Genomic DNA, 18,467 nt, shown 5'->3' with positions numbered 1-18,467 from the left:
TTTAAACTTCTTTGTATTACGGAGTTACCGTTTCATCTTCTGCCACGTTTTCATCATCTGGCTCTGATTCTGATTTGGATACTGCTTCACCAGGTTCTGCTACTTCCGACTCCGAAATCACGCTCTCTGATGTTGTTTCCGGTAATGGAGTTTCCTCAACAACCACTTTCTGCTCTGGCTGTTTTTTGTTTCGTACCTTTCCAGCGTACATTTCAATCTCTTCTGTGTCATCCACATCATCCATTTCCTGATCAATTCCACCGATGGTGTATGGGTCATTCTGATATTCAAGCGTGTTTACAGATTTAATGGTTTTGGTCGCTCCATCGAAATCGAAAACATGCCATAAGGTTCCTGGCTGATTTGTCGGAATCGTGTATGTTGCAATGTTTTTGCCTTCGAGGTAAACCTGAACTTTTGCTCCGGAAAGAGACATTTCATTGGCCACTTCACTGTAACTGTTGGTATAATCGTGTACGAAATAGCTGAACTTTTCGTCTGCTTTTACGTTACGTACTGTAATGGTTTCCGGACCATAACTACTTGTATCATCTACGTCTAAGTTTCCAACAGAATTTCCTTCGAAATCTGTCTGTCCGAACCAGATATGATACGGTTTGTCCGACGAGTAGCATGCAAGATGAGAATCCAGATCCCACGGCTCTTCGCCCCAGGTTAATACGATGCGGAGTTCTCCTGCGGTTTCACCGTCCCCATCTCCCGGTACAAGAACAATATTTGCTGTTTCAATCTGGTCTCCCGCTACTGTGATATTTTTGTAATTCGTCACATAGCCTTCTTTGCTGATTTCAAGCGTATAATTTCCATTTTCCATTGAAAGAGTATAGTCTGCATTTTCAAATACTCCTTCTGTCACAGCATCACCCGTTTGATTGTTCCAGCCTTTGCGTACAATGTAGGCTGTTTCTGTAATACCATCTCCCGTGACTGCATCGGTTATCGTTCCCTCTACAGAACCTGTATTAAAATCATCATGGCGCTCCACCATATAGATATCTTCTACATATCTGATTTCACTTTTCTGAACCAGAACTTCCGCAACCTTGTACGTCTGATAAGACGTTGCGGATACTGTAATTTCATAAGTTCCATCCTGCAGATTTTTGGTGCTGTACTTGCCAAACACATCGGTATAGAGAATTCTTTCTGTTTCTGTTCCTTCCTCTCTCCAGGCTCCAGCTCCTCCTGAAAAAACAGCAATTTCATTTTCTTCTGTTTCAAGGTTCCAGGCTCCATGGCTTCCGCCTCCACTGCCGCCTCCGGCTACGCTGTTTCCACCATTGCCGCTGCCTGCTCTGACTTTTCTGGAAATTCTGACTCTCGCGTTTTCTATCGGCAAACGTGTTTTGCTCGAGTAAACATATCCTGTGATACCGCCGCTGGCGTACGTACATTTTTCAACGCGGACTCCATTTTCCTTATGCATTTTTATTCTCAAGTTGTTGTTTTCATCATTTTGAAGCGGTTTGAATTCCAGATCAAAATCGAAATATTTCTTCAATACATCTCCAAGCAGGGAATCTGTATCGAGTCCATTTGTTGAGTATGGATATACCTTGATATCCTCGCATGCGAGACTTCCATTTTCTAAATCATGGTATGCAAATTCTGCCTCAACGCCTAAGCCTAAATCTGCATAATAGCCTGCTAAATCAAAAACACTGTACAAAGTCAACAGACCTTTTATGCCAATACCGCCTTCCATATTTCCCTTTACCTCAAGGGTATCAACACCATGATGAAAATCGAAAATGCCTCTCCATGTTCCATCTTTATATTCAAATCCCTGTGTTGATTCAACGCTATATGAAATATGTAAGGATCCATCTGCTTTGTATGAACAGAAAAGTACAACATCAAAGGTAAAACCGGTAGCCCCTATTGTAATTGGAAAACGCATTAATTCTACCTGACCACTGTCAGCAAATTCTTTTTCCGCCGTAATATCTTCATTTGCATTTTCCGTGACAGCAAGTTTAAGTTCATTTACCGAAACACCATTTACTCCAACGTCAACATTTACAACGCACAGAATTTCAGGAATTTCAAAATCAATTTTTCCTTTTCCTTCATCATTCGAACCAATATTAAATTCAAAATTCTTTTCGTAGCCAACATCAATAACACCACCTGCTCCTATATTAGCCTGTGTTGCAATTCCGTATTCATCCGTGTCAGCAGCTCCTCCGATAAGTGCTGTACCGCCTCCGACAAAATCAATTTTGCTGACCACTTCCCATAATTCTGGCTTTATGCATGTCAGAATCAGTTTCTCGCCATCCTCTGTTACCGTAGTTGCTTTGAGCGCGATACCTGAAATATAAACTTCATTCGCAGGAAGGATCATAACACTTCCTTCTCCGATTTTTTCTGTCTCGGTTGTTTTCGGAAGTGTAACTGTATAGGTTCCATCCGCATTCTCTACAACTGTATAATCTGTGATATTTTCCAGTTCTTTTTTCAATACACCATCTACGTACTGTGTATTATCATGCGGCTCTTCACCAATTGTTGTGTCTTCCTGTCTGATTTCATCAATTTCACAGAAAATCGATTTAACATCTTTCTTGGAAAGCAACGCATGCGGCTGGAACTGGTTTTCTGTATTTAATTCCAGAAATCCTTTCCCTACTGCAATTGCTGCTTCATTTTGATATGTAATACTATCCCAATCTGTCCAACTGTTCGTATCATACGAATGTATTCCATTGAATCCCATTGCATGTACTGCCGTATAAGCCGCAAATTCACGTGTTGCCGGTTCATCTGGATAGAAAAACGGGATATCCTGCTCCAGATCTTCGATATCCGGTGGCGGCAGGATTCCATATTTCTCTGCGATTTCGATTGCTGCTCCATACGCATTTCCTGCCGTATCCGCATAATAATGGTTTAAGGAATCCGGATCTGTATCCAGGTTCATTTCAACCTTTTCAGCGAGCATCTGCACCCACTCACCGCGTGTATATGTTTTGGTGTCGTCCGATGGATCATCTGACTTCACGTAGGTATATTCAACTTTTGCTTTCAGCTCCACGGTAGTCTGATCCACAAGAATATTCTTGGAAAGCTCCATGACCTTTCCTATGTTTACACTTTGTGCTTCTGCTCTTGCCCGTTCCGGAAATACGCCTGCAACGGTGCTTCCCGTCATAATCAGGCACAGAAACCACGCCAACATTTTATTTCTTCTGTTTTTTTTCTTCAGTGCAACAACAATGGCTGCTCCTGCCAGCACCAGCAGTACAACCCAAACAATAATTTTGGTGTTGTCACCCATTTTCGGTGCAGATTTCAATTTCTCAGCCTTTAAGGACTGGCCATTTTGCTTTGCGTTTCCAGTTCCCTGATCTTTTGTTAATGTCGTTCCGGAATCCTTGCTGCCCGTTGTCGTACCAGGATTTTTCGTGTCATTTGCTACGTTTCCATTTCCTGGCTTTTCATTATCTGTCGGATTCTTTTTGTCATCTCCAGAAGGATTTTCCTTATTTTCATCATCCTTCTTGTCATCTGATGCTTTTACCGTACAAACCGTTGTCAACGTAACGGTTTCTCCAGCCTGCAGAGATTCCATCTTTTTTGTTGTCTCCGTATTTTCGGCCAGCACAAAATTTTCCGGCAAAACATTTTCCAGTGACAGATTCGTTACTGCTGTATCATTTGTATTGGTTACAGTTAAAGTAACTTTGATTTCTTCACCCTGCTGGTAAGTTTCTTTGTCTGTTGTCAAGGCTGCTTCGATTCCATCCTGAAGCAGCGATGCTGCAAGAGCAGGCTGTGTCATCATTCCGGTGCATAAAAGCAGTGCCAGAAAGACAACTTGTAATTTCTTCCACACTTTCATACGTCTTCTCCCTCGTAAATGTAAAATTTCGATCCTTTTTCTCTGAATGTCTGCCGCTTATGCTGTCTTCAGGATCCCTGGCGCCTTCCGTCAATGGAAAAGCGGCTTTTCTTGCTCTGCATCCAATCATTAGCTGAGCAGAGCAATGAATATTTCATTTTCCTCCTTCTTCTGTTGTATTTCTTTTAGTGTAATACATCCTCCCTTTATTTGCAATATATTTTGTCATGCATTTTGCAATGCATATTTCAAGCAAGTTATGCAATACAATAAAACAGACTGGGCTTCCAGTACTCTTTAAAATCAGAATACAGCCAGAAAAAAGCGCACTGAAATAAGCTGTCCCCAAAACAGCTTTTTCTTCATTTTTCGATTTCGCAGATTCGAAAAATTTATTTTTTTGTCGAACCTTTTTTTGAAACACCTTTGTTATGTTTTATGCTGCCCGTAGTTTCCACATAAGATCCGGAAGCATGCTCCGTTCTTATATTCTCCGGCAGCAGAATGGAGTTTGATATGGCATTTCAGTTAAAAGGCAATCGCAAGGAAACGGAAAATAAAACCATCCGTTTCCCCCTTCACCTGATCGATCAGATCGAGCAGGCAATTTCCGATTCTGACCAGGACATTACCTTTTCCAGTTTTGTGATTCAGGCGTGTGAGTATGCGCTGGATCACATGGACGCCCCGTCAGAAGAACACAATTAACTTTTATTTTTTTCAAAGCAGATTTTTATGGTTCGATGTGCATTTTCTGGCTGTTCTCTGCTTCTATTTTATCTTACCATGCTTCTTATTTTTTTCAGGACAAGATCCTGTCCTAACTCAACTCCACAACCTCATCATACAGACACACAAACACCTCTTCCACTTCCGCATCTTCATGAAAGTGTCCGAAATACCATTTCTGAAATTCTGTCTCATCCGCCACGCGCTGCAGGTACTGGCGGAGTTCCACCTCATCGTCAGACAGCTCTCCATACCCCATTGCCGCGGCCACATCTCTTGGGGCTGTGTGGGTCAGTATGTAGCCCACCTGGAAATCTTCTTTTTCCAGATTTGCCCATCCTTCTTCGTACTCTTCCCGTGACGGAATTTCTTCCGGGAACCACGAAATTCCCTCCGCGCGGGACATTTTGTCGATGCTGTAAGCACCTCCGAAGGTAAAGAATTTCAGCCCGTCAATCGTAAAGATCTGGCCGCGCATCAGATGGATCATATTGTCCTCAATGATATGCACCTTTCCGCCGTTCCACTGCTCCACGGCGTAGGAATTCAGCTGTTCGAAGTTCTCATGATTTCCGTCGATAAACAGTGTCGTCACCGGCAGACTTCGGAAAACGGCTCTCGTATTCGCTTCGTATGCTGCGGAAAAGCCACAGATGCCGACATCTCCGCAGATGATCAGACAGTCATCCCGGGTGTACTCGTCTTCGTGCTCGTTAAAATAGCGTACAACTTTTTCAATATCAAAGGTGCCATGGGTATCGCCTGTAATGACAATGCTCATTCTCAGCGTCTCCTCTCGTGTTCTCTGTTTCTGTTCTCTAAAGTATCGCAAAACATCATCCGCAAATTCTGTCCGCTTTCTCTGCCGCTGCTATCGCTTCTTGCAGAGACACAGACTACGCCGCACTATTCCCGAAAATAAAACACTTCTCCCCGTGCCCGGAACGGCAGCCGGTTTCCTCTCGGAAGCAGAAATGCATGCTCTCGTCTTACCTTCAGGTCATTCTCAATCTCCCCGTCCGTAATAATCAGAATCGGCCCGTCCTTTGGAAAATCGTTCGCCTGTTCCAGACAATCCACGCCCGGCTGCAGTATGGTTCCTCCTCGTCCCGTGACTTTTACCCGTCCGGCAATATCTTCCGGTGCCAGATATCCCGCATCCGTCGCTTTGGCATCACAGAAAATGATTCTCACGAACGGAACATCTTTCGCCGCGGCATAGCTGGCGATGGAGCCAAGTGCCATACCGATCTGTTTTGCACTCATGGAACCGGACGTGTCCACGACCACACCGAAGGTCCGGCTCTCCAGATCCTGCTCGTAATACGCATATCCTGGTCTTGGAATGTCCGGCGTGGCACCCTGCCGTCTGCTCGGCCGCGCATAGGTACGGTGTTTTTCCAGCGGTGGAAACTGTACGTCAAACCACTTCGCCAGCGCGGCATCCCAGGGAATGACCGGCATCGCAAGCGCCCTGATTTCCTGCACCAGCCCGGCCGGCAGGAAACCACGATTGTGCTCCTGATGGTAATCCAATCCCTCCCGCAGTGCATTTTTCAGCAGTTCATCCAGGCTGACCCCGTTTTCTTTTCCAGTAAAATGCGGTCTGTTTCCGTTAAACATATCACCTCTGCCAAAGCCCCGGAAGGTGTTTAGTTTTTTGTACTTTCGGATCTCTTTCACGATCAGATCATAGATACTTTCTGCCGATTTGTTGTGAAGTGTTTCATCATACAACAGCCCATCCGGCGGCATTCTGCCGATCTCCATTTCGTGCAGCCAGTCGTTGATGACGTAGTCGCAGGCGATGTTCCACAAAAAGAAGTCACGCCCATTGCACCGTTTCTGGTGCTGCAGTCCGGCATGGAGATATTCATGCGCGAGAACAAAAATCCACTCTTCCTCCGAAAATCCGCACGACGGATTGGCATAAATGATTCCCTGCTCTGCGTCAACCGCTGCAATATGGATTTCATACCGATGGCACATTTCAATGTCCTCCACAATTTTAAATGTAGCTGCAAGACCTCCGAGCAGCGGATAATGGGACAGGAACCATTCTGCTGCTCTGGAAATGACGGTATTCTTTTTCGTTTTAAGATCGTATCCTCCCGCATCGCAGAGTGCAGATTTGATGGAATGAGTGACTGCATAGGAAAATTTTTCAGCATATGCATTTCTTTCTCCCTTTTTATAAACGATCGGCCGTTCTACCCCGATCATATCCTTTAATTTTTCAGAGTTTGTCCCGCAGATCTGCGCACCATTATCCTGGTGTTTCAACAGATATTCATAAATTTTCTGCTCGCTGTTCAGTTTGATCGGATATGCTTCCGCCGGATCTGCGCAGATCGGCTCGCCGAGGCGGATGTCATAAAGGAATCTGGTAATGTAGATATCACAGGCTTTGTTCCAGAGTGCCGGGACAAATTCGCAGTCGGAAGGGATGCTCGCTTTGTCAAAGTGGCCGAACGCCAGGTGCAGAAGGTTGTGTGCCATCACATAGCACCATTGTTCCGGCGACAGATTCGCCCGCATGTTGACGTAGATATCTCCATCTTTCGTAACACAGGCCAGACTTCCTTTTGCATTCAGATGGGAGGGCTTTGCAGTGATGTACCCATCCAGTTGATGGAACAGTGTATTTTTTTCCAGCAAACCAAAGCCGGCCTCCACTCTGCGGTACCCGGCCGGCTTTTCTTCTTCGCGGTAATACCTGCTTCGAACGTATGGCATCCTTTTCTCCTTCCTTTTTTCATCCGACGAGCCGCGGCAGATCACGGATGATTTCCATCATAAACCAGTCCGGCAGTGCCTCCGCCCCATCAGCTGCGACGGTCATCTGGGCGATTTCGAAATTGATGACTGCGAGTTCTTTGATCATGCCCTTGGCGCGGTACGCAAAGGAAAGCATGCCGCCGGAAATTCCCTGTTTGCTTTTCGGCAGTTCTGCAAGCAGTCTGGCGCGGAAGGACTGTGCGAGAAAATACAGCACATCCCGGTTTTCCGGCTTGTCCGGCCATTTTGCTTTCTGCGCGATAATGTCATCCAGGAGATGTGTGTTGCGCAGTGTTTTTGTGTAAGCAAGAAACATCCCCGCATGCTGTTCCAAGAGGCAGGCGTACGCCATCATTTTTAATGTTTCCTGCGGAATATCCTGCTCCCCGGCCCGGTATTCCTTCAACGCATCGCTCAGCATATGCCAGGAACGCGGGGTGGAAAACGGTTCTTCGGTTTTCGGCGGTTCGGAAAAGAGGTGATCCGGCCGCTGAATGATATAGTCAATGACCCACGGATGGAGTCCTTCTGCCTGCGCCCACTTGATCCACTGTCCCACATCCGCTTTCAGCTGCACATGGAACATACGGTTTAAAAGGGCGGACGACATCGTTTTTACGATCGCGCTGTCCTCGGCACGGTTTCCTGCTCCGATCACAATGCTTCCCTCCGGAAGATGGTATTCTCCGATCCGCCGCTCATGGATCAGGGAATAGAAGGCTTTCTGCACTTCCTGCGTACAGGCGTTGAGTTCGTCCAGAAACAGGACATACGGCTCTTTTCTGGCGATCATCTTCGGCGGAAGGAATTCCGATGTCTCGCCCCGGATCTGCGGAATGCCGATGATATCCTCCGGCGCGAGCTGGCTTCCAAGGAGCGACACACACGGCAGACCGACTTCGTCTGCGAATTTTTCCACTAACGCGGATTTTCCGATGCCGGGCGCACCCCAGATAAAAACCGGCCGCACCGGCGCAACCTGAAGCAATACTTCTAATAATTCATCCTGTGTCACACTGATTGGTAAATGCATCTGATGTACTCCTTTCTGTTTCGATCCTGTGTCTTTTCAAAGCGGATATTCGCAATCCACTTTACCACTTGCTTGATTTGACTAAATCACTTTTTCTGCCCTGCCGTGATCTTACTGTACTGCATTACAACGTGTCTCACCATATTTCTCTGTATTTTCCAGTTTCACTGTCATATTCCAGCACCGGAATTTTTCCACTCCGCCAGGTGGTTCCATCGAGATAATAATGACTCTGACCGTCATGCCAGATACCGTCATATATTCTGTTTCCACTGATTTTTGCCGTGGAGATGTGACCTGCAATCACATCCTTATAGAATGCTCCGCGGCTTACCGTTCTTTTCCCCACCATCAGCTCCCTGCTGGTCACGCACAGCCAGTCTTTACCGCCCCATTCGGCAATTCCGGCGTGTACCAGAATCTGGCGCTCTGTTTCATAAAAGTAAGGAAAATGGCGCATCCAGGTGATCAGATCCCCCGCATCTTCGAGCATCAGCCGTACTGCTTCTGCATTTCTGGAATCCTCTGAGAGGTGTGCTTCTTTTTCCAGAAACTCTTGAAAATGTTCTTCTTTCAGAAAGCTGTGCAGCGTTTCATAGTCTCCATCTGCATCCGATGCCAGCCATTCCCGGCTGCGATATCGCTCCACACTGCCGATATGCCGGTTGACATCTGCATATTCTTCCAGCCAGTCCAGCAATGCTTTTTCATGATTTCCCATCAGGGCAATGACTTTTTCCGAACCATATTTTTCCTGCAATGCCCTGACTTTTTCCAGCATCGCCCGGCCATCTGGCCCATAATCTATGTAATCGCCCAACAGAATCAGCTGATTTTTCCCCGAAAGGTCTGTTTTTTTCAGAGCTGCCTCGAATGCCTCCAGAAATCCGTGAATATCCGACATCATATATCGCTTCATTGCTTTTCCTCTGTTTGTTTATACGTAGAAAGTTTCCTTCGTTTCCAGGCAAAGGCATCCCAGTCTTCCATTCTCGAAGCCGCAGCCGCAGTCACACAGATAAACGTTTCCTTTTTTATTCTTCCAGATGGATCCATTTCCCATGTTCTGATGGCCGCAAACGGAAATATATCCATGCACTCCCTCATGAAGAAAAACCTTGTACCACAAATCCCCCATCAGATAATAGTTGTCCAGTTTCCATTTTCCCGGTTCTGCCGTACAGGCATGGGCAAGCAGATACGGCTGACTGTCTACCTCGATTTCCACCTGTACCGGCCAGGAAAGGATGCGCTCTGCGAGCTGCTTTAAATCAACTTCCGTCAGGCGTTCCTGTAAAAGATGGAAGGAATTGTACGGATACGGCTGCAGGAGGGCGCGGTCTCTCTCATCCATTCCGTAATAGCGGAAAATGTAATTGGCAAGCCAATGATCGTGGTTGCCGCGGATCACAGTACATTTTTTCCCCAGCTTCAATATCTGAAAATACACGCCCGCCGGGTCTGGATGATCCATGCAGCGGTCAAACAAATCACCAAGCAAATACAGGTGATCATCCTCTTTGAGATCCATTTTTTCCAGCAATTTCATGAACCGCCAGCTGTCGTTATGTATATCGGTAATAATATAGTGCATCCAAAATCTCCTTTTCTTTCGCAGCTTTCGTGTCAGCTCCTGCAATCTTCAAAGCTTTTGTTATCCGCTCATTTTTCCCAAAACGGCTTTCCTGCTTGTGTTTTGGCATGTCCTGTTTCAAAAATCTTCCCGCTTGTTCTGCTGGTTCCGAATCCCGGTCTTCTGATTCTGGCATCATGGAACGTCTAAAATCGTTCACCTGTTGTTGTCCGAACTGTAAAACTCTTCCCCCGTTTCCAGACAGATTGCCGCCAGCCTCCCTCCCGGGAAGCATGCGCCGCAGTCGATCGCAATGTGGTGATATTTTTTATAAATATACCCGGGATTATCATTTTCCGGAATCGTCTGCGTCGGTGTATGTCCTGTTACCAGATTTGTATCCGCAAAGTATTCCTTCTGATAATCTGGTCTGGCCCATACAAGATCGTGCAGGGAATATTCCTCGATCCTCTTTTCCGGTGTGAATCCACCCAGCCCTCCATGCACCAGCAGATACTGTTTTTCTCCCACTGTAAGCTCCTCATACAGACTGAAATCCTCCAGAAAATTCAGTACTTCCTCCCGCATCTCGGGATCCAGCGCCCGAAATTCCCGGATCGTAGCATCACCGCCGTTATACTTCCAGCGAACCAGATTGTCCAACAGTTCAGCATCCACTTTCTCGATGGCAAGATCTGTGATTTCCTGACAGAGAAACCGCAGACATTCCAGCGCCATCACCTCATGGTTCCCCACGATACAGAACGCATTCGGCATTTCCATCAGTTTCAATACCACCTTAATCGGATGCTCACCCCGGTCTAAAACATCACCCAGAACATAGAGTGTATCTGTATCTTTCAATTCAATTTCTTCCAGCAGCTCCATAAATCTCTCATACTCACCGTGAATATCCGAAATAACGTAAGTAGCCATAAACAGAATCCTCCCTTTTTCATCCATACGAATCTGCATACGTTCTCCATTACCAGCTTATCTTACCATACTTCCTGTTTTTTACCGGACAAACTCTTGTCCCTCCTTTTTTTGCATAATGTACACTCTAGAGCGTGTCTGAAAAAGGCTTTTCGCAAGCTGCGAGTCCCAGTTTGTGGAAATGATTTTTCAGACACGCTCTAATACATCTTCTATTGAACTTTCCTTCATGCGAAATCCCTTTTTCTTGATACTATACCACATCTATTTTTTTCTTCATTGAACTACAAGTTTAATCCTCTTTTTCTTGCTGTTTTCTCGCATTCTATCAGCATTACGCGCTGTTTATACAGCGCCTTTTATTTCTGTACAATTTATTCTCTATATGCAAAAAAGGAACGTTCTATCCAAATCGTTCCTTTTTGTTTGTAGATTATTTTATTTTTCAAATTTCTCAATCACGCACGTATGCGTTTTCGTTTTCTTATCACAAACGCGTATTTGCCGAGTGTACAGTAATGCCCGCGTCCCCCCTTCGTCATCCCACCGTCAGGCGCAAAAAACCTCCCGCCGCACAGAGCCTCTTGCCCTCCGAAACAGTGCCTGTCCGGGGACTTGTGCTCTGTGGGGCGGGAGGCCTTTTACACCGTCCGTCCCCTATTTACTTAATACCCCGTCGACCGCCGCTTTCCATCCGGCATATTTTTTCTCCCGGATTTCATCGTCCATCTTCGGTTCATACACACTTCGTTTCATATTTCCCGCGAGCTTCTCCAGATCATACACACCTGCCGAAATACCCGCCATATAAGCCGCTCCAATCCCGGAAAGCTCCTCCGCGTCCGGAATATTTACGCGTTTATTCGTAATATCACTCTGGAACTGCATCAGATATCCGTTTCGTGTCGGGCCGCCGTCTACACGGAGTTCCTCGATCCGCATGCCGGTATCCTGCTCCATCGCACGGGCAAGGTCGGTGATCTGGTAGGCGATACAGTCGAGAGCCGCTTTTACCACCTCGGCTTTTCCTGTGGTGCGGGTAATTCCGCTGATCGATGCCGTTGCTTTCTCATCCCAGTACGGCGCACCAAGCCCGGTAAATGCCGGAACCAGATACGTGCGGTCTGCCGGATTTGCCTCCCTCGCCAGTCCTTCCGTCTCTTTTGCCGAAGAAATCAGCTTCAGATCATCCTTCAGCCAGGTAATCACCGCTCCGGTGTAGTTCAGGTTGCCTTCCAGCACATAGTCCACCTTGCCGCCTCTTCCCCACGCAAGCGAAGTCACAACGCCGTGGCTGCTCTGAATCGGCCTGTCTCCAATGTTCATCATCAGCGAAGAACCCGTTCCATATGTTGCCTTGATCATGCCCGGTTTTAAGCAGCCCTGTCCGAACAGAGCCGCATGAGAGTCGCCTAATACACCACAGATCAGAACCGGCTCGGAAAACAATCCTTCCATCGTCGTGGTTCCATACACCGCATCGGAATCGCACACCCTGGCCAGCGCACAGACCGGAATCCCGAACATCTCACAGATCTTCTCATCCCATGCCAGTGTTTTCAAATTAAACAACTGCGTTCTCGACGCATTTGAAAAATCTGTTTTAAATGCATGATCCCCCGTCAGCTTGTAAACCAGCCAGCTGTCAATCGTACCCAGGCAGAGTTTCCCGTCTGCAGCACGTTTCTGTCTTTCTTCTCCGCCGTTTCGAAGCAGCCACGCCATCTTTGCAGCAGGAAAATAAGCCGAAAGCTGCAGACCCGTCGCCTCGCGGATCTCCTCTGCGTGCCCCTGCTCCGCAATCTCCTGCGCAATGCCGCTTGCGCGGCCGCACTGCCATACAATTGCCTCTTCCAGCGGTTCCCCGGTCGCCTTGTCCCAGATCGCCGTCGTCTCACGCTGATTGCTGATGCCGATTCCGGCGATTTCTTCCGGTGCAACACCGGACTCTGCCACCAGCGTTTTTACCGTCTGTACTGTATTCCGGTAAATCTCATTCAGATCATGGGACACCCATCCCTTTTCATTGACAATCTGCCGGTGCGGCAGGTCGGTACGGCGGAGTAAATGTCCCTCCCCATCAAAGAGCAGCGCTTTCGTTCCCTGCGTGCTCTGATCAATTCCGATAATATACCTTTTCTCCATATTTCCAACTCCATTACTATTATAGATAAAGAAACGTCCCTGCACCCCCGGGCCTTCCACAGTCCGGGCACGCAGGAACGTCATAAACATCATTATTTCAGTAATTCTTTCGCTTTCGCTGCAATGCCTTCCGCATTCAGTCCATAGTAATCAAACACTTCTTTGGATGTTCCTGTAATGACCGGCGCATCCGGCAGAGACATATGAACGACTTTGCGCGGGCATTCCGCACCGACCACCAGGCTCACCATCGATCCAAGACCGCCGAATGGAGCGTGCTCTTCGATCGAAATGACAACTTTTGCCTTCTTTGCAGCCTCTACCAGGCCCTCTTTGTCCAGCGGTTTCACACAGTACATATCGAGCAGTCCTGCGCTGATTCCCTCTTCTTTCAGCATAGCAGCTGCATCGAACGCCGGGCGGACCATCTCACCGCAGGCTACCAGTAAAACATCGGTGCCTTCCGAGAGAACCGTTGCCTTATCCATCTCAAACGGAGTATTTTCTTCGCTGTAAATATCCGCAACGGCATTTCTTCCCACCCGGATATAAGCCGGTTTTTCATCGGTAAGAAGCGCCTCAACCAGTTTTGCTGTCTGGAAGCGGTCGCTTGGCAGATAAACGCGCATGTTCGGAATAGCTGCCATTGCTGCGATGTCCTGTGCAGAATGATGGCTCATGCCGAGTGCGCCGTAGCTCACACCGCCGCTGATGCCGATCAGCTTTACATTGGTGTTGGAGTATGCACAGTCAATTTTCGCCTGCTCATAGCTTCTTGTAGAAAGGAAGCACGCCGGAGATGCCGCAAATGCTTTCTTGCCGCATTTTGCAAGACCGGCAGAAACGCTGACCAGATCCTGCTCCGCAATACCCATCTCCACAAACTGCTCCGGATATGCATTTGCAAACGGTGTCAGGGAAGCACTTCCCCTGGAATCGCTGCAGAGCACTACGATATCTTTATCCGTCTCGGCATGTTTCATTAAAACCTCGCAAATGGCCTGTCTGTTTGGAATCTTATTCATGACAGTGCCTCCTTTCTCTCATCCAGATCCTTCATGATCTGTTCTACTTCCTCCGGTGTCGGCACTTTATGATGCCACTCCGCCTTATTTTCCATCACGGAAGAACCACAGCCCTTCGTTGTGTTTGCAATAATAACCGTCGGTTTTCCCTTGCAGTGTTTCGCCAGCTCAAACGCATGAACGAGCGCGTCCATATCGTTGCCCGGTACGGAAAGAACATTCCATCCGAACGCTGCCCATCTCTCCTCCTGGCTGTCCTGTTTCATGACATCCTCGGTATTTCCGGAGATCTGCAGACGGTTGCGGTCTACGATCGCACAGAGGTTGTCCAGCTTGTAGTTTCCTGCGGACATTGCGCCCTCCCAGACAGAGCCTTCTGCCAGCTCGCCATCACCCATAACGGTGTAGACACGGTAATCTTTTTTATCCATTTTTCCTGCCAGCGCCATTCCCACGCAGACCGGAAGTCCGTGGCCGAGAGAACCGGAATTCATCTCGATGCCCGGCAGTTTATTGTTCGGATGGCCGATGTACGGGCTGCCGAATTTGGAGAATTTTTCGATGACCTCTTCCATCGGGAAGAATCCCTTTGCCGCAAGTACTGCATAATATGCCTCAACGGAATGACCTTTACTCATTACAAAACGGTCACGGTCCGGGTCGTCCATGTTCTCAGGGCTGATGTTCATCTCTTTAAAATACAGCGCTACAAGCACATCAATAACACTCATGTCACCACCGATGTGGCCGCCCTTGCCGGAAACTACCATTTCCACTACTTTCTTCCGCAGATCATACGCCAGACAACTCAATTCCTTGTATTCACTCATGATTTTCATTCTCCTCTTAAATATGCTTTGACATCTTCCTCGATCGGATCATATAAATCCGGGGCAATACCGATGTATTTGCATGCTTCATACAGAACCGGCACAACGTTCTCGTGGATACCGACACAGTGGTGGATGTACGGTCCTTCCACGATTTTTGCCTCGAGGCGTTTCAGGTTCTGTACCTCAACCCATACGTAGGTTCCCTTCGTGTAAGGTCCCTCGACACCTTTTGCATTTCCAAGCAGCAGGGAGTACTCTCCGTTGTCTCCGTCGAAACGCGCCAGTGTCATTTCACCTAATTTTGCCTGTGCCTCTACAGCGCCCGGATGGCTGAATGCCAGAGGATAACCGATCGTCGGTTTTTCCTGTGCAACAGAAATCGGCCACGGTCCGCAGTGCTGCAGCAGCTCGCCGTTCTCGTTGTCCGGGTGACGTACCGTCCAGTCAGCAAAGAAGCTTCTCTTGTCGTTTCTGCCGGCAGCCTCTACCATCAGAGCGGTGATGGCTCCGTGGATATCGGTCTCACAGACAACCGGAATTCCCTCTTCGTTCAGCAGGGAGTTTGCCGCACACGGCATGATGCCGATCTCACCCTGCAGCGCGTTCCAGCACTGGATCGCGATGGCATTGCAGGAATATTTTGCAGTCAGATTTTTCATCGCAACCTTCAGAGCTGCTACATTTTCCAGTTCTTCCGGTTTGATCTTTACACACATATTGGTATTGCAGTATGCAACGACTTTTTCTACCTCGCTGCCCTCTGCTTTTACTTTTTTCATCTCCGCAGTCAGTTCCGGAAGCGGAATCGGGGAAAGCTGGATGTTGAATTTTTCCAGCAGCTCGCCCTCGTTGCACATGGTGGACCAGAAATCGAACGGACGCGGTCCGATCTGAAGGATTCTGGTGTGGCGGAAGGTATCTACCACATTACATACAGCAAGGAAATCCTTGATGCCGCGCTCAAATTCCGGATCGGTCAGACGGCAGTTCGTCATATAGGTGAACGGAACACCAAAACGGCGCAGCACTTTTCCGGTTGCAAACAGGCCGCACTGGCTGTCGCGGAGACGCACACCGTTCTCATCCGGTCTCTCATCGCGCGGTCCCCAGAGGAGTACCGGAAGCCCCATTTCCTTTGCCAGTCTTGCACAGACATATTCCGTTCCGAAGTTTCCGTGCGGGAAGAAAATTCCCTTTACGTTTTCACGGCGGAATTTCTCCTGGATTTTCTCACGGTCCGCCTCATCGTAAAACAGACCCTCCTCATTGATGTCTGTGATATCGACAAATTCAACGCCGAGCTCTTTTAAACGCTCTCTCGTCAGGTTGGCGTATTTTACGGCATCCGGGGCACTGAAAATGCTTCTTCTCGTAGGTGCAAATCCGATCTTAATTGATTTCATATTCATTTCCTCCACTTAATTTTCTTTAAACTCTGCTAAATTATGTCTTGAATTTCCCTGTTCTTTATGGCTCTTATATTACTAAATTCTTTTGAACTTGTCAACATCTATTCAGCTTTATTAAATCTTTTTTAGTAATTTATACAAAAAAGAATGGCTGTTTTTATGCATTTCTTCATATTTCATTTTTTTTACAGTTCAGAAGTTGACTTCTTTTTTAATTCATATTAAAATCAATGCATAAGTTTAATATTTTTCAGATAAATACTGAAATAAATTTCAACATCCCGCATGCACAAAACAAACGAAAGCACCATGCGGGCTGATTTTATCGAACAGGAGCTGAAATCTTATGAATATTTCTGCGAAAGAACTGGCAAAGCTGATCAACGTATCGCCTGCCACGGTTTCTATGGTTTTCAATAACAAACCCGGCATCAGTGATGCCACAAGAGAGCTGGTTTTAAAAACTGCAGCCGAGTATGGCTATGCGCCGAAAAAAAATGAATCCTCCGGCGCTTCCTCCCGCATTATTCAGCTGGTCAATTATAAGAAGCACGGAAAGGTCGCTGCCGACACGCCGTTCTTCTCCCAGCTGACCGAAGGAATCTCCACCGAATGCACCCGCCAGGGCTGTGCGCTTCATATCTCCTATTTTTATGAGACCATGGATATTGACAGCCAGCTCGATGCACTCCGCGCTGTGGACTGTGAGGGCATTCTTCTTCTTGCAACCGAAATGGCTCCGTCCGATTTCCGCAAGTTCCGCGATTTTTCTGTTCCGATCGTTGTCGTGGACTGCTATTACGATGAGCTCGATTACGACTGCGTTCTGATCAACAACATCCAGGGGGCGTTCAACGCCACGAATTATCTGATTCAGTGCGGACACAAAAACGTGGGCTACTTTCACTCGAGCCTCGACATCAGCAACTTCTCCGAACGCGCCGACGGCTACTACAAAGCGCTCCGTGCAAACGGTATCAGCACCTCACATCCATATGTCCACCCGGTTTCCCCGACCTCGGACGAAGGCTACCGCGACATGCTGCGCCTTCTCGAGTCGAAAGCGCCGATCGCGGATGCTTACTTTGCCGATAATGACATCATCGCGGCGGCCGCCATGCGTGCACTGCGTGAAAACGGCTACCGCATCCCGGAGGATGTCTCCATCATCGGCTTTGATGACGTTCCGATGTGCGATATGATGGTTCCGCCGCTTTCCACCATGAAGGTCAGAAAACGCGAGCTTGGCGCCACTGCCGTCCAGCGCCTGCTTGACCGCGTGGCCGATCCGAAACGCGAATGTCTGAAAATGTGCATGGCAACCAAACTGGTGAAGCGCCAGAGTGTTTCCAGACGTTAAAGCTTTTTGGATGAGGCTGTCGTCCAGCGCGTGTCTGAAAAATCATTTCCGCAAACCGGAACTCGCAGCTTGCGAAAAGCCTTTCTCAGACACGCTCTGTACGGCAGCCTCACCTTTTTATTTTGAAAGGAGTTTTTTTCATGCAATCTGCAAATGACCTGAAACAGCTTTTATTCAGTATCAATCACAAAAGCTATCCCGCCTATAAATCTACCCGCGGTGCCTATCAGTTTCCGCGCTACACACTCTCCATCGACCACGTGCAGGGCGATCCGTTCGCCGCTCCATCGCGCGTCAGCGTTCATGTGAATGGAAGAACTGCCGCTTTCCCGGCATCACTCTATGATACGTATGAAAAGCGCGTCGCCCTCCAGGATTACCTGCTGCGCCAGTTTGCGCGCGCTATCGCACCGTATTCGTTCCGCGCAAAGGGCTCCGGCAAAAGTGGTCTGCTTGGGATAAGCCGCTGCGGGCAGGAAATTCTGGAGCGTACTGCCTGTGTTCTGAATCCTTCCGACGGCAGTCTTATCGTCAACATGGAAATCGGCTTTCCGGCTAACGGCCGCACCATCGCCTCGCAGGAGCTGATCCGCATTCTTTTCGACTTTCTTCCCGGCTGCGTAGAAAAATCACTGTTCTACCGTGCTCTGGATCCAAAAGCATGTGCCAATGTCGCCTATCTCTGTGAGGATCAGCAGGCGATCCGTTCCGCATTAAAAGAAAAAGGGCTTACTGCCTTCATGAACCGCTCCCCGTCAAGTAGACAATTGAAAAAATATAA

General features: G+C 47.8%; 15 protein-coding genes. 3 read left to right on the top strand and 12 right to left on the bottom strand.

What is annotated here, in order from left to right:
- Positions 1 to 16: 16 nt before the first annotated feature.
- Positions 17 to 3,865 (bottom strand): PEGA domain-containing protein, encoded by a 3,849-nt coding sequence (locus tag DWW13_RS07125; RefSeq protein ID WP_118719693.1) that lies wholly within the window; start codon positions 3,863 to 3,865, stop codon positions 17 to 19.
- Positions 3,866 to 4,381: 516 nt separating this feature from the next.
- Here DWW13_RS07125 and DWW13_RS07115 point away from each other — a divergent pair.
- Positions 4,382 to 4,573, top strand: coding sequence for a YlcI/YnfO family protein (locus DWW13_RS07115; protein ID WP_118719766.1), 192 nt, complete (start codon positions 4,382 to 4,384; stop codon positions 4,571 to 4,573).
- 112 nt (positions 4,574 to 4,685) lie between these two features.
- Here DWW13_RS07115 and DWW13_RS07110 read toward each other — a convergent pair whose 3' ends face one another.
- From DWW13_RS07110 to DWW13_RS07060, 11 genes are all read right to left on the bottom strand, one after another.
- On the bottom strand, positions 4,686 to 5,375 hold the full coding sequence (locus DWW13_RS07110) for a metallophosphoesterase family protein (RefSeq protein ID WP_055266243.1): 690 nt from the start codon (positions 5,373 to 5,375) through the stop codon (positions 4,686 to 4,688).
- Positions 5,376 to 5,500: 125 nt separating this feature from the next.
- Positions 5,501 to 7,330 carry a vWA domain-containing protein gene (locus DWW13_RS07105; RefSeq protein WP_118719689.1) on the bottom strand — a complete coding sequence of 610 codons (1,830 nt, stop codon included), beginning with the start codon at positions 7,328 to 7,330 and terminating at the stop codon, positions 5,501 to 5,503.
- Positions 7,331 to 7,349: 19 nt separating this feature from the next.
- Positions 7,350 to 8,405, bottom strand: a complete 1,056-nt coding sequence (locus tag DWW13_RS07100; protein WP_055266239.1) for an AAA family ATPase — start codon at positions 8,403 to 8,405, stop codon at positions 7,350 to 7,352.
- Between the two features lie 136 nt (positions 8,406 to 8,541).
- A complete protein-coding gene (locus tag DWW13_RS07095) occupies positions 8,542 to 9,324 on the bottom strand; it encodes a metallophosphoesterase (protein WP_055266237.1) in 783 nt (260 codons plus the stop codon).
- Positions 9,325 to 9,342: 18 nt separating this feature from the next.
- Complete coding sequence (locus DWW13_RS07090; protein WP_055266235.1) at positions 9,343 to 9,999, bottom strand: metallophosphoesterase; 657 nt, start codon at positions 9,997 to 9,999, stop codon at positions 9,343 to 9,345.
- Between the two features lie 195 nt (positions 10,000 to 10,194).
- Positions 10,195 to 10,914, bottom strand: coding sequence for a metallophosphoesterase (locus DWW13_RS07080; RefSeq protein WP_055266321.1), 720 nt, complete (start codon positions 10,912 to 10,914; stop codon positions 10,195 to 10,197).
- 81 nt (positions 10,915 to 10,995) lie between these two features.
- Complete coding sequence (locus DWW13_RS20125; RefSeq protein WP_368249762.1) at positions 10,996 to 11,097, bottom strand: DUF6783 domain-containing protein; 102 nt, start codon at positions 11,095 to 11,097, stop codon at positions 10,996 to 10,998.
- Between the two features lie 474 nt (positions 11,098 to 11,571).
- Positions 11,572 to 13,059: an FGGY-family carbohydrate kinase gene (locus DWW13_RS07075; RefSeq protein WP_118719764.1), complete on the bottom strand. Its 1,488-nt coding sequence runs from the start codon at positions 13,057 to 13,059 to the stop codon at positions 11,572 to 11,574.
- Positions 13,060 to 13,151: 92 nt separating this feature from the next.
- Entirely contained in the window at positions 13,152 to 14,084 is a 933-nt protein-coding gene (locus tag DWW13_RS07070; RefSeq protein ID WP_118719687.1) for a transketolase family protein, read from the bottom strand.
- A complete protein-coding gene (locus tag DWW13_RS07065) occupies positions 14,081 to 14,914 on the bottom strand; it encodes a transketolase (RefSeq protein WP_118719685.1) in 834 nt (277 codons plus the stop codon). Before DWW13_RS07065 ends, DWW13_RS07070 begins: the two co-directional genes overlap by 4 nt.
- Positions 14,915 to 14,919: 5 nt before the next feature.
- Positions 14,920 to 16,320, bottom strand: a complete 1,401-nt coding sequence (locus tag DWW13_RS07060) for an L-fucose/L-arabinose isomerase family protein (RefSeq protein WP_118719683.1) — start codon at positions 16,318 to 16,320, stop codon at positions 14,920 to 14,922.
- A gap of 352 nt (positions 16,321 to 16,672) precedes the next feature.
- On the opposite strand from DWW13_RS07060, the gene DWW13_RS07055 reads away from it, so the two are divergent.
- A complete protein-coding gene (locus tag DWW13_RS07055) occupies positions 16,673 to 17,686 on the top strand; it encodes a LacI family DNA-binding transcriptional regulator (protein WP_118601010.1) in 1,014 nt (337 codons plus the stop codon).
- A gap of 140 nt (positions 17,687 to 17,826) precedes the next feature.
- On the top strand, positions 17,827 to 18,467 hold a 641-nt coding region (locus DWW13_RS07050; RefSeq protein WP_243026066.1), incomplete at its 3' end, for an ABC-ATPase domain-containing protein.

The sequence above is a fragment of the Blautia sp. AF14-40 genome (assembly GCF_003479665.1).
GTDB lineage: Bacteria > Bacillota > Clostridia > Lachnospirales > Lachnospiraceae > Fusicatenibacter > Fusicatenibacter saccharivorans.
Note: the sequence above shows the minus strand (reverse complement) of the source record. Positions and strands in the feature narration are given on the sequence as shown.